General features: G+C 53.9%; 8 protein-coding genes, 6 tRNA genes and 3 rRNA genes. 1 reads left to right on the forward strand and 16 read right to left on the reverse strand.

Features of this window, described 5'->3' with window-relative positions:
- Positions 1-8 precede the first annotated feature (8 nt).
- The 16 genes from secE to tyrS all read right to left on the reverse strand — a co-directional run bounded on the left by secE (position 9) and on the right by tyrS (position 11,500).
- Positions 9-377 carry a preprotein translocase subunit SecE gene (gene secE, locus V3H56_RS24535; RefSeq protein ID WP_003186101.1) on the reverse strand — a complete coding sequence of 123 codons (369 nt, stop codon included), beginning with the start codon at positions 375-377 and terminating at the stop codon, positions 9-11.
- A gap of 44 nt (positions 378-421) precedes the next feature.
- A tRNA-Trp gene (locus V3H56_RS24540) sits at positions 422-497 on the reverse strand.
- Positions 498-550: 53 nt separating this feature from the next.
- A complete protein-coding gene (tuf, locus tag V3H56_RS24545) occupies positions 551-1,744 on the reverse strand; it encodes an elongation factor Tu (RefSeq protein WP_047736380.1) in 1,194 nt (397 codons plus the stop codon).
- An 85-nt stretch (positions 1,745-1,829) separates the two neighbouring features.
- Positions 1,830-1,905, reverse strand: a tRNA-Thr gene (locus tag V3H56_RS24550).
- A gap of 26 nt (positions 1,906-1,931) precedes the next feature.
- Positions 1,932-2,005, reverse strand: a tRNA-Gly gene (locus tag V3H56_RS24555).
- Positions 2,006-2,030: 25 nt separating this feature from the next.
- A tRNA-Tyr gene (locus tag V3H56_RS24560) sits at positions 2,031-2,115 on the reverse strand.
- Between the two features lie 142 nt (positions 2,116-2,257).
- Entirely contained in the window at positions 2,258-2,713 is a 456-nt protein-coding gene (locus tag V3H56_RS24565; RefSeq protein ID WP_338473952.1) for a hypothetical protein, read from the reverse strand.
- Positions 2,714-2,720: 7 nt separating this feature from the next.
- Positions 2,721-3,470 (reverse strand): pantothenate kinase, encoded by a 750-nt coding sequence (locus V3H56_RS24570; RefSeq protein ID WP_042732897.1) that lies wholly within the window; start codon positions 3,468-3,470, stop codon positions 2,721-2,723.
- On the reverse strand, positions 3,460-4,416 hold the full coding sequence (gene birA / locus V3H56_RS24575; RefSeq protein ID WP_047736381.1) for a bifunctional biotin--[acetyl-CoA-carboxylase] ligase/biotin operon repressor BirA: 957 nt from the start codon (positions 4,414-4,416) through the stop codon (positions 3,460-3,462). Before birA ends, V3H56_RS24570 begins: the two co-directional genes overlap by 11 nt.
- A gap of 131 nt (positions 4,417-4,547) precedes the next feature.
- Positions 4,548-4,663 (reverse strand): 5S ribosomal RNA (gene rrf / locus V3H56_RS24580).
- A 137-nt stretch (positions 4,664-4,800) separates the two neighbouring features.
- A 23S ribosomal RNA gene (locus V3H56_RS24585) occupies positions 4,801-7,692 on the reverse strand.
- Between the two features lie 246 nt (positions 7,693-7,938).
- Positions 7,939-8,014: transfer RNA gene (locus tag V3H56_RS24590), tRNA-Ala, on the reverse strand.
- A 30-nt stretch (positions 8,015-8,044) separates the two neighbouring features.
- Positions 8,045-8,121, reverse strand: a tRNA-Ile gene (locus V3H56_RS24595).
- Positions 8,122-8,203: 82 nt separating this feature from the next.
- Positions 8,204-9,740 (reverse strand): 16S ribosomal RNA (locus V3H56_RS24600).
- The 16S, 23S and 5S rRNA genes sit together here with 2 tRNA genes alongside, the layout of an rRNA operon.
- A 300-nt stretch (positions 9,741-10,040) precedes the next feature.
- Positions 10,041-10,220, reverse strand: a complete 180-nt coding sequence (locus V3H56_RS24605; protein ID WP_160310721.1) for a hypothetical protein — start codon at positions 10,218-10,220, stop codon at positions 10,041-10,043.
- An 80-nt stretch (positions 10,221-10,300) separates the two neighbouring features.
- Positions 10,301-11,500: a tyrosine--tRNA ligase gene (tyrS, locus tag V3H56_RS24610; RefSeq protein WP_047738451.1), complete on the reverse strand. Its 1,200-nt coding sequence runs from the start codon at positions 11,498-11,500 to the stop codon at positions 10,301-10,303.
- Positions 11,501-11,710: 210 nt separating this feature from the next.
- On the opposite strand from tyrS, the gene V3H56_RS24615 reads away from it, so the two are divergent.
- A complete protein-coding gene (locus V3H56_RS24615) occupies positions 11,711-13,126 on the forward strand; it encodes a peptidoglycan DD-metalloendopeptidase family protein (RefSeq protein ID WP_338474793.1) in 1,416 nt (471 codons plus the stop codon).
- The last annotated feature ends 3 nt before the right edge of the window (positions 13,127-13,129 follow it).

The following is a 13,129-nucleotide window of genomic DNA, read 5'->3' on the forward strand; positions in this document are numbered from 1 at the left end:
GGACACCCTTAGCCAACAATCAAGGAAACAAGCCAACCGAGCAGGGAATCAAGACCCCACAACAGCAACGCCATGACCAGGACAACAGCCACGACAATCAGCGTGGTCTGCGTGGTCTCTTGGCGAGTCGGCCATACGACTTTACGAATCTCGGTGCGAGCTTCCTTAGCGAGTACAAAGAAAGACTTGCCCTTGGCTGTCTGCAGACCAACGAAGGCAGCAACGGCAGCAATGGCGAGCAATGCAAGTACGCGGTACAGGATCGGCGAAGCAGAGTAATACTGATTGCCAACAACGCCAACAACCACCAAAGCGACTACCACTAGCCACTTAAGCAGATCGAAGCGAGAGCCTTGAGCTTCAGCTTTAGGAGTCATCTATCAGATCCTGTGAAAAGAAAGCCAGACACACTGAGTGAATCTGGCAGGTCAGGAGGGAATCGAACCCCCAACCTACGGTTTTGGAGACCGTCGCTCTGCCAATTGAGCTACTGACCTAAAACAAAATCAGGCCGACCATTATGCCGGCCCGAAAAAGACATTACAACTGTTTACTCGATGACTTTGGCTACGACGCCAGCGCCGACGGTACGACCGCCTTCACGGATAGCGAAACGCAGACCGTCTTCCATCGCGATGGTCTTGATCAGAGTGACAGTCATCTGGATGTTGTCACCTGGCATTACCATTTCAACGCCTTCTGGCAGCTCGCAGTTACCAGTCACGTCAGTGGTACGGAAGTAGAACTGTGGACGGTAGCCTTTGAAGAACGGAGTATGACGACCGCCTTCTTCCTTGCTCAGAACGTAAACTTCTGCGGTGAACTTGGTGTGCGGCTTGACGGTGCCTGGCTTGACCAGAACCTGGCCACGCTCAACGTCGTCACGCTTGGTGCCGCGCAGCAGCACGCCGCAGTTCTCGCCAGCACGACCTTCGTCGAGCAGCTTGCGGAACATTTCAACGCCGGTGCAGGTAGTTTTCTGAGTGTCGCGCAGACCGACGATCTCAACTTCTTCCTGGATGCGGACGATGCCACGCTCAACACGGCCAGTCACAACAGTACCGCGACCGGAGATCGAGAAGACGTCTTCGATTGGCATCAGGAACGGCTTGTCGATAGCACGCTCTGGCTCTGGGATGTAGCTGTCCAGAGTTTCAACCAGCTTCTTCACAGCGCTGGTGCCCATTTCGTTGTCGTCTTGGCCGTTCAGGGCCATCAGAGCCGAACCGATGATGATTGGAGTGTCATCACCTGGGAAGTCGTAAGTGCTCAGCAGGTCGCGCACTTCCATCTCAACCAGTTCCAGCAGCTCAGCGTCGTCAACCATGTCAGCCTTGTTCAGGAAGACAACGATGTACGGAACGCCTACCTGACGGGACAGCAGGATGTGCTCACGGGTTTGTGGCATCGGACCATCGGCGGCCGAGCAAACCAGGATCGCGCCGTCCATCTGGGCAGCACCGGTGATCATGTTTTTTACGTAGTCGGCGTGACCTGGGCAGTCAACGTGTGCGTAGTGACGCACGGACGAATCGTATTCAACGTGAGCGGTGTTGATGGTGATACCGCGAGCTTTCTCTTCCGGGGCGCTGTCGATCTTGTCGAAGTCAACCTTGGCCGAACCGAAAACTTCGGAGCAGACACGGGTCAGAGCAGCGGTCAGAGTGGTTTTACCGTGGTCGACGTGACCAATGGTACCCACGTTGACGTGCGGCTTATTACGTTCGAACTTTTCCTTAGCCATCGAAATCACCCTTAGGAGAAGAAATTTAGCGAGTCACACAAGCCATTAAAACAAAGGCAGATATTTTCATATCTGCCTTGTTATATGGAGCTCTTGAGCGGATTTGAACCGCTGACCTCACCCTTACCAAGGGTGTGCTCTACCAACTGAGCTACAAGAGCGAAACACTTTGCACGATCCGCAAGTTTGGAGCGGGTAGCGGGAATCGAACCCGCATCATCAGCTTGGAAGGCTGAGGTTCTACCACTAAACTATACCCGCGGAGCCTGCAGCTCACGCTAGAAACTGGTGGAGGGGGAAGGATTCGAACCTTCGAAGTCGTAGACGTCAGATTTACAGTCTGATCCCTTTGGCCGCTCGGGAACCCCTCCTAAGCGAGCCGGCATTCTATATCATGCCAGCCTTCTGTCAAGCATTTTCTCATTAAAAACCTGAGGTTAGCTGCGTTGACTACGCTTCGCCGTGCCAACCGGTAAAGGTCTTCACTGCGAAGCGGGCGCCATTCTATGCAAACTACCCAGCGGGTGCAACCCCCTCACAAGGCATTATTTTATGTTTTAACTCATTGAATTCTTTAGAAAGGTTTTGAACCAGGGTTTCATTCACCTTCGCACCGCTGTCTGGCGAAACCTGAACCCAGAAACCAGCATTCTCAGATGAGTTTTGCACGCCCAATGTCACGGGGCGAGCTACGACACCCGATGCCGCCAGGCGCTGCTCCAATTGCCTGGCCATTTCCGGACGCACCAACCCCCCCAGGTAAACGCACGAAGTTTTTTGCGCCTCAGCGCTTGTAGAGTCGCGCCGGGCAAGCGCATCTGCAGTTTCGCTCAAGAGATGAATATCTTGCTGGGAGCCACGATACAAACTCAGCGGAGTGACATCCTTGGCTCGGAGGGGCGCCTCTTGCTGGTGCCAAACGTAATAAAAGACATTCAAAACCAGCAATAACAGAAACAGCCAGCGCATAGAAACCTCAAGATAAAGGACAGGCCATCGCCAGCCCGACAAAAACCAAGTCAGGCACCACTCTGGCACCAGGGACAACGCCGGAAACAAGATTGGCATCGCCTCCGGTGAGGAACACCACGAAGTCCTGCCCCCAATATTGCCGCGCGAGCTCAAGCTGAGTCAGGACGAAGCCCCTGAGCATCAGCAAACAACCACGCTCCACGGCCTCGACGGTCGTGCGACCAGGAGCGAGGCTTTCGTGGGCCCGCTCAGCGGCAGTATCGTCGTAGCGAATTCGCCGAGTATGGGTGCGCAATTGGTTACGCATCAACGGCATACCAGGACAGATAAACCCTCCGAGGTGCTCACCATCTGCCGCCACGAAATCGGCGGTGATCGCCGTACCGAAATCAAGCACCAGGCATGCACCTGCAGCAAGATGGTATCCGCCGAGAAGGGCTAGCCATCGATCCAGACCCAACCGTTCAAAGTCTTCATAGCCGTTTCGCACGCCCGCCATCTCGCGAGTAGGTATGGCACGAACCACGGACACACCAAATGCGTTAACCAACATGGCAACCAGCGAATCAGTTTCTTCCGGCGTCCGAACACTCACCAGCCGACACTTCTTCAACTGGAATTTTTCGGCATCCTTCAAGCTCACCAACAGATCGCCATCAGAGCTGACAACACCTCCTTCAATAGGCGTTACTGCATCTGAGCGAAGTACACGCCACTTGATAAAACTATTGCCGCAATCGAGCTCAAGAATCATCACGCAACCTCAAGCTGAGCTCACCGCCGCTAAATGTTTTTTCCACACCATCCACCTTCAAACGCAGCGCACCTTGGTGATCGATCCCCATGACAACGCCGTCGATTCGATTGACTCCAGCGATTAGCGACACAGCCCGCCCCTGCCACAAGTGAAACCTCTCCCACTCCGATTGGATCGCAGCAAACCCCGCCTCATGATGAAGCGCCAGATATTGCTGAAGCTTCGCACCCAAGCGAGCCACAAGCTCATTGCGATCAAAATCTCGACCCGACTCAAGACTCATGGATGTCCACTGCTGATCGACCTCGTCAGTCGAGCGCATATTCACGTTAATTCCTACACCCAGAACCACATGACAAACATCCGCCGGATCTCCCACCAACTCAAGCAGGATGCCAGCGATCTTCTTCTCACCCACCAGGACGTCGTTGGGCCATTTCAATGCCGCTTCCGCAATTCCCATGTCGCGCAGCGCATGCATGACAGCAAGCCCTACAACGAGGCTCAGCCCTTCTATCTGGCGCATGCCACCGTCAATGCGCAACACCAGGCTGTGATAGAGATTGTCTGCAAACGGACTGACCCACTTGCGACCGCGACGACCGCGCCCGGCTATCTGCCTCTCAGCCAGAACCAGGAACGGCGCCTGGACACCACGCTCGATGGAACGCAGCGCCTCGGCGTTGGTGGAGTCGATGGAATCGAATACATGAACAGGCCACTCACAGAGGCCATTTGCACAGATTTGCGCCACATCCAGAAGCAACAGCGGCTTGGCCAACTGGTACCCCTTACCTCGGACCTTATGAACCGATAGACCCAAGTCTGCCTCCAAGTGCTGTAGTTGCTTCCAGACAGCACTACGACTGATACCCAGCGCAGCACCCAGCGCCTGACCCGAATGAAAGCGACCGTCCTTGAGAAGTTTTAGCAACGTGAGCATGCGGACTGCGCCCTGACAATGAGGCCCGCATGATAGCCATGCGCAAGACGGTTGCATAGAAACACAAAATGACTTTCCTACGGGCAAAACAAAACCCCAACTGCTTTCGCAATTGGGGTTTCGGAATTTAATCTTGACGATGACCTACTCTCACATGGGGAAACCCCACACTACCATCGGCGATGCATCGTTTCACTGCTGAGTTCGGGATGGGATCAGGTGGTTCCAATGCTCTATGGTCGTCAAGAAATTCTTGAGCCAGCGCGCTTTTCAGCGTTCCAGCAAATCGGGTATGTGATCGGGTGTGAGCCGCAAACTTTCGGTTTGTTTCGTCTTCACCACACCGCAATCTGGCTTTCTAAGCGCAAATTGCTTGGGTGTTATATGGTCAAGCCTCACGGGCAATTAGTACAGGTTAGCTCAACGCCTCACAGCGCTTACACACCCTGCCTATCAACGTCGTAGTCTTCGACGGCCCTTCAGGGAGCTCAAGGCTCCAGTGAGATCTCATCTTGAGGCAAGTTTCCCGCTTAGATGCTTTCAGCGGTTATCTTTTCCGAACATAGCTACCCGGCAATGCCACTGGCGTGACAACCGGAACACCAGAGGTTCGTCCACTCCGGTCCTCTCGTACTAGGAGCAGCCCCTCTCAAATCTCAAACGTCCACGGCAGATAGGGACCGAACTGTCTCACGACGTTCTAAACCCAGCTCGCGTACCACTTTAAATGGCGAACAGCCATACCCTTGGGACCGGCTTCAGCCCCAGGATGTGATGAGCCGACATCGAGGTGCCAAACACCGCCGTCGATATGAACTCTTGGGCGGTATCAGCCTGTTATCCCCGGAGTACCTTTTATCCGTTGAGCGATGGCCCTTCCATACAGAACCACCGGATCACTAAGACCTACTTTCGTACCTGCTCGACGTGTCTGTCTCGCAGTCAAGCGCGCTTTTGCCTTTATACTCTACGACCGATTTCCGACCGGTCTGAGCGCACCTTCGTACTCCTCCGTTACTCTTTAGGAGGAGACCGCCCCAGTCAAACTACCCACCATACACTGTCCTCGATCCGGATAACGGACCTGAGTTAGAACCTCAAAGTTGCCAGGGTGGTATTTCAAGGATGGCTCCACGCAGACTGGCGTCCACGCTTCAAAGCCTCCCACCTATCCTACACAAGCAAATTCAAAGTCCAGTGCAAAGCTATAGTAAAGGTTCACGGGGTCTTTCCGTCTAGCCGCGGATACACTGCATCTTCACAGCGATTTCAATTTCACTGAGTCTCGGGTGGAGACAGCGCCGCCATCGTTACGCCATTCGTGCAGGTCGGAACTTACCCGACAAGGAATTTCGCTACCTTAGGACCGTTATAGTTACGGCCGCCGTTTACCGGGGCTTCGATCAAGAGCTTCGCGTTAGCTAACCCCATCAATTAACCTTCCGGCACCGGGCAGGCGTCACACCCTATACGTCCACTTTCGTGTTTGCAGAGTGCTGTGTTTTTAATAAACAGTCGCAGCGGCCTGGTATCTTCGACCGGCGTGGGCTTACGCAGCAAGTGCTTCACCCTCACCGGCGCACCTTCTCCCGAAGTTACGGTGCCATTTTGCCTAGTTCCTTCACCCGAGTTCTCTCAAGCGCCTTGGTATTCTCTACCCAACCACCTGTGTCGGTTTGGGGTACGGTTCCTGGTTACCTGAAGCTTAGAAGCTTTTCTTGGAAGCATGGCATCAACCACTTCGTCACCCAAAGGGTAACTCGTCATCAGCTCTCGGCCTTGAAACCCCGGATTTACCTAAGATTTCAGCCTACCACCTTAAACTTGGACAACCAACGCCAAGCTGGCCTAGCCTTCTCCGTCCCTCCATCGCAATAACCAGAAGTACAGGAATATTAACCTGTTTTCCATCGACTACGCTTTTCAGCCTCGCCTTAGGGACCGACTAACCCTGCGTCGATTAACGTTGCGCAGGAAACCTTGGTCTTTCGGCGTGGGTGTTTTTCACACCCATTGTCGTTACTCATGTCAGCATTCGCACTTCTGATACCTCCAGCAAGCTTCTCAACTCACCTTCACAGGCTTACAGAACGCTCCTCTACCGCATCACTTACGTGATACCCGTAGCTTCGGTGTATGGTTTGAGCCCCGTTACATCTTCCGCGCAGGCCGACTCGACTAGTGAGCTATTACGCTTTCTTTAAAGGGTGGCTGCTTCTAAGCCAACCTCCTAGCTGTCTAAGCCTTCCCACATCGTTTCCCACTTAACCATAACTTTGGGACCTTAGCTGACGGTCTGGGTTGTTTCCCTTTTCACGACGGACGTTAGCACCCGCCGTGTGTCTCCCATGCTCGGCACTTGTAGGTATTCGGAGTTTGCATCGGTTTGGTAAGTCGGGATGACCCCCTAGCCGAAACAGTGCTCTACCCCCTACAGTGATACATGAGGCGCTACCTAAATAGCTTTCGAGGAGAACCAGCTATCTCCGAGCTTGATTAGCCTTTCACTCCGATCCACAGGTCATCCGCTAACTTTTCAACGGTAGTCGGTTCGGTCCTCCAGTCAGTGTTACCTAACCTTCAACCTGCCCATGGATAGATCGCCCGGTTTCGGGTCTATTCCCAGCGACTAGACGCCCTATTAAGACTCGCTTTCGCTACGCCTCCCCTATTCGGTTAAGCTCGCCACTGAAAATAAGTCGCTGACCCATTATACAAAAGGTACGCAGTCACAGAACGAAGTCTGCTCCCACTGCTTGTACGCATACGGTTTCAGGATCTATTTCACTCCCCTCTCCGGGGTTCTTTTCGCCTTTCCCTCACGGTACTAGTTCACTATCGGTCAGTCAGTAGTATTTAGCCTTGGAGGATGGTCCCCCCATATTCAGACAAAGTTTCTCGTGCTCCGTCCTACTCGATTTCACTTCTAAGATCCTTTCGCGTACAGGGCTATCACCCACTATGGCCGCACTTTCCAGAGCGTTCCGCTAAAATCAAAGAAGCTTAAGGGCTAGTCCCCGTTCGCTCGCCACTACTAAGGGAATCTCGGTTGATTTCTTTTCCTCAGGGTACTTAGATGTTTCAGTTCCCCTGGTTCGCCTCTTGCACCTATGTATTCAGTGCAAGATAACCATCTTATGATGGCTGGGTTCCCCCATTCAGACATCTCCGGATCACAGTCTGTTTGCCGACTCCCCGAAGCTTTTCGCAGGCTACCACGTCTTTCATCGCCTCTGACTGCCAAGGCATCCACCGTATGCGCTTCTTCACTTGACCATATAACCCCAAGCAATCTGGTTATACTGTGAAGACGACATTCGCCGAAAATTTGCATGTTCAATTAAGAACGCTCACAAATTTTACCTTAGCCTGATCCGTTACCAGTGAAAGTAACGTTCAGTCTATCTTTCTATCACATACCCAAATTTTTAAAGAACGATCCAGTCAAAAGACCAGAAATCAACATTCACCATCGCGTCGATGGAATGCTCATTTCTAAGCTTTCAGTCTCAGAAGCAGTAGTGGTGGAGCCAAGCGGGATCGAACCGCTGACCTCCTGCGTGCAAGGCAGGCGCTCTCCCAGCTGAGCTATGGCCCCGTATTTCTACAGGCGTTTCCCACACAAAATTGGTGGGTCTGGGCAGATTCGAACTGCCGACCTCACCCTTATCAGGGGTGCGCTCTAACCAACTGAGCTACAGACCCAATTTCGGGCTGCTTCTAATCGTCTTCTTCAATGAATCAAGCAATTCGTGTGGGAGCTCATGGAGTCGCTGCTGTCGTCGATTAAGGAGGTGATCCAGCCGCAGGTTCCCCTACGGCTACCTTGTTACGACTTCACCCCAGTCATGAATCACACCGTGGTAACCGTCCCCCCGAAGGTTAGACTAGCTACTTCTGGTGCAACCCACTCCCATGGTGTGACGGGCGGTGTGTACAAGGCCCGGGAACGTATTCACCGCGACATTCTGATTCGCGATTACTAGCGATTCCGACTTCACGCAGTCGAGTTGCAGACTGCGATCCGGACTACGATCGGTTTTATGGGATTAGCTCCACCTCGCGGCTTGGCAACCCTCTGTACCGACCATTGTAGCACGTGTGTAGCCCAGGCCGTAAGGGCCATGATGACTTGACGTCATCCCCACCTTCCTCCGGTTTGTCACCGGCAGTCTCCTTAGAGTGCCCACCATAACGTGCTGGTAACTAAGGACAAGGGTTGCGCTCGTTACGGGACTTAACCCAACATCTCACGACACGAGCTGACGACAGCCATGCAGCACCTGTCTCAATGCTCCCGAAGGCACCAATCCATCTCTGGAAAGTTCATTGGATGTCAAGGCCTGGTAAGGTTCTTCGCGTTGCTTCGAATTAAACCACATGCTCCACCGCTTGTGCGGGCCCCCGTCAATTCATTTGAGTTTTAACCTTGCGGCCGTACTCCCCAGGCGGTCAACTTAATGCGTTAGCTGCGCCACTAAGAGCTCAAGGCTCCCAACGGCTAGTTGACATCGTTTACGGCGTGGACTACCAGGGTATCTAATCCTGTTTGCTCCCCACGCTTTCGCACCTCAGTGTCAGTATCAGTCCAGGTGGTCGCCTTCGCCACTGGTGTTCCTTCCTATATCTACGCATTTCACCGCTACACAGGAAATTCCACCACCCTCTACCATACTCTAGCTCGACAGTTTTGAATGCAGTTCCCAGGTTGAGCCCGGGGCTTTCACATCCAACTTAACGAACCACCTACGCGCGCTTTACGCCCAGTAATTCCGATTAACGCTTGCACCCTCTGTATTACCGCGGCTGCTGGCACAGAGTTAGCCGGTGCTTATTCTGTCGGTAACGTCAAAATTGCAGAGTATTAATCTACAACCCTTCCTCCCAACTTAAAGTGCTTTACAATCCGAAGACCTTCTTCACACACGCGGCATGGCTGGATCAGGCTTTCGCCCATTGTCCAATATTCCCCACTGCTGCCTCCCGTAGGAGTCTGGACCGTGTCTCAGTTCCAGTGTGACTGATCATCCTCTCAGACCAGTTACGGATCGTCGCCTTGGTGAGCCATTACCTCACCAACTAGCTAATCCGACCTAGGCTCATCTGATAGCGCAAGGCCCGAAGGTCCCCTGCTTTCTCCCGTAGGACGTATGCGGTATTAGCGTTCGTTTCCGAACGTTATCCCCCACTACCAGGCAGATTCCTAGGCATTACTCACCCGTCCGCCGCTCTCAAGAGGTGCAAGCACCTCTCTACCGCTCGACTTGCATGTGTTAGGCCTGCCGCCAGCGTTCAATCTGAGCCATGATCAAACTCTTCAGTTCAAACATCTTTGGGTTTTGAGAAAACCCTAAACTTGGCTCAGCAATCGTTGGTTACATCTTTGATTTCTCGCGGAGTAACTTGTGATGCTGATAATCTGTTGACTAGCAGTCTGACTCCACAAGCACCCACACGAATTGCTTGATTCAGTTGTTAAAGAGCGGTGGTTGATTCTTTCGTCTCAACCGAGGCGCGCATTCTACAGCGCCCGGTGTTGCTGTCAAGCGGTTATTTAAGAAGTTTTTCAAAGTTTCCCGTGGAAAACACTAACAACTTCAACCACTTGCGCTTTCGATCTCTCGTTAGCGGGAGGCGAATTCTACAGCGTTGTTCGCTGCTGTCAACACCTCTTTTTCACCGCTTTCGACCGAGAGGATCGAACCGTTGATAAAGCCAAACGACAGCGCCTTATCCACGGCTTCCGGACTTCGATGAACTGAAGCCCTGCACTGCCGAAAATCGTTTAACTCATTGAAACTCAAGGAGTTTTTCGTTTCGACTGCGCCGGAAGTGGGGCGAATTATAGACGTCTGGAATCTGCCGTCAACACTTAATTTCAGCTTTATTCGGATTTCAGCGTGATACGCGCAAAAGCCTTCTTACCAGCCTGACATACGTGAGTAGCGCCCAGCTTATATAGGAAGGCGCGATCAACCACCTCACCATCGATACGCACGCCACCCGAACCCAGGAGATCACGCGCCACAGCGGCGTTCTTGACCAAGCCAGCCTTATTAAGAACAGCCGCAATCGGCATATCTTCAGCCGCAGCCAGTTCGATCTCCGGCAGATCATCCGGCAACTCGCCATCCTTCATGCGGTTACCGGCCGCACGATGGGCGTTGGCCGCCGCTTCTTCACCGTGGAAACGAGCAACGATTTCCTCGGCCAGCTTGATCTTGATGTCCCGCGGATTGGCCCCCGCCTCGACATCGGCACGGAAAGCGTTGATCTCATCCATGGAGCGGAAACTCAGCAGCTCGAAGTAACGCCACATCAAAGCATCCGGAATGGAAACCAACTTTCCGTACATAACGCCCGGCGCTTCCTGGATACCGACGTAGTTGCCCAGCGACTTGGACATCTTCTTCACGCCATCCAGCCCTTCCAGCAACGGCATGGTCAAGATGCATTGAGCTTCCTGACCATAACCACGCTGCAGTTCACGTCCCATTAGCAGGTTGAACTTCTGATCCGTACCGCCCAACTCGACGTCGGCCCGCAATGCGACCGAGTCGTACCCCTGCACCAGCGGATAGAGGAATTCATGGATAGCGATGGGCTGATTGGTGGTGTAGCGCTTATCGAAGTCATCGCGCTCGAGCATACGAGCCACGGTGTACTGGGAGGTCAGGCGAATGAAGTCCGCCGGCCCCATCTTATCCATCCAAGTGGAGTTGAACGCCACCTCGGTCTTGGCCGGATCAAGAATCTTGAAAACCTGCGCCTTGTAGGTCTCGGCATTCTCGAGAACCTGCTCACGAGTCAGCGGTGGACGAGTCGCACTCTTGCCACTCGGATCACCAATCATCCCGGTGAAGTCACCGATCAGGAAGATGACCTGGTGCCCCAGGTCCTGGAACTGGCGCAGCTTATTAATAAGTACGGTATGCCCCAGGTGCAGATCGGGCGCCGTCGGGTCGAAACCGGCCTTGATACGCAGCGGCTGCCCACGCTTGAGTTTTTCGATCAGCTCGGACTCGACCAACAGTTCTTCCGCACCACGTTTGATCAGCGCTAGCTGCTCTTCAACCGACTTCATAACAGACCCGCAAGGCTCAGATTCAAAGGGCCCCAACCATACAATATCGCGCACCAAATACAAGGCTTGCCCGGCACGCGGACGCCAATCCACGAGCAGAGCGTCCGCGGGCTTGCTTCGAAGGGGATTTGGTTATATTTTATACAGTTATTTCATCTTCATCATGTCATTCATCTTTTCCAATTCATCTTTTCAAAAGTCAAATTACCTATGACCACCGAACCGTCTAAAGCGCCACCGCTTTACCCGAAGACCCACCTGCTTGCCGCAAGTGGTATCGCCGCCCTCCTTAGCCTGGCGCTCCTGGTGTTCCCCTCCAGTGACGTGGAAGCCAAAAAGACGACGCTGAGCCTTGAACTGGAAGGCCCTGCTGAACAACTGACACAAGAACAAGACGCTGCCGAAGCCGTCCAAGCCACAAACGAACCGGCAGCCTCCCCTTTTGCGCAGATTGAAAACAACGCCGACGACGCCCCCGAGACCGCTCAGGCCGTTGCTCCTGCGGTCGAGGAAAAGAAAGGACCGGACCATCGCGAAGTGATTGTCGCCAAAGGCGACACCCTCTCTACGCTCTTTGAAAAAGTGGGCCTGCCTTCGACATCGGTCCACGAAATCCTGGCCAGCGACAAGCAAGCCAAGCAGTTCACTCAACTGCAGCGCGGCCAGAAGCTCGAATTCCAACTCAATCCAGATGGCCAGTTGAACAACCTGCACACCAAGTTGAGCGACCTGGAAAGCATCACCCTGACCAAGAATGACAAGGGCTATGTATTCAACCGCGTCATCGCCAAACCCACCGTTCGCTCGGCATATGTACATGGCGTGATCAACAGCTCGCTGTCGCAATCGGCAGCCCGGGCTGGCCTGTCCCACAGCCTGACCATGGACATGGCCAACGTATTTGGCTACGACATCGACTTCGCCCAGGATATTCGCCAGGGCGACGAGTTCGACATCATCTACGAGCAAAAGGTGGTCAACGGCAAAAGCGTCGGCAACGGCCCGATCCTGTCCGCACGCTTCACCAACCGTGGCAAGACGTACACTGCGGTGCGCTATACCAATAAACAGGGCAACAGCAGCTACTACACGGCGGACGGCAACAGCATGCGCAAGGCATTCATCCGTACGCCGGTTGATTTTGCTCGCATCAGCTCCAAGTTTTCCGCTGGCCGCAAGCACCCGATCCTGAACAAGATTCGCGCCCACAAAGGCGTCGACTACGCCGCACCACGGGGCACGCCGATCAAGGCTGCCGGCGATGGCAAGGTCCTGTTGGCCGGCCGCCGCGGCGGCTATGGCAACACGGTGATCATCCAGCACGGCAACACTTACCGGACGCTGTACGGCCACATGCAGGGCTTTGCCAAAGGCGTGAAGACTGGCGGTACCGTGAAGCAAGGCCAGGTGATCGGCTATATCGGAACCACCGGCCTGTCCACCGGACCGCACCTGCACTATGAATTCCAGGTCAATGGCGTCCACGTCGATCCACTGGGTCAGAAACTGCCGATGGCCGATCCGATCGCCAAGTCCGAGCGCGCCCGCTTCCTGGCTCAGAGCCAACCGCTGATGGCACGCATGGATCAAGAGAAAGCCACCCTGCTCGCCTCGAGCAAGCGCTAGGCC

Origin of the sequence: Pseudomonas sp. MS646, from assembly GCF_036693845.1 — a bacterium.
GTDB lineage: Bacteria > Pseudomonadota > Gammaproteobacteria > Pseudomonadales > Pseudomonadaceae > Aquipseudomonas > Aquipseudomonas chlororaphis_E.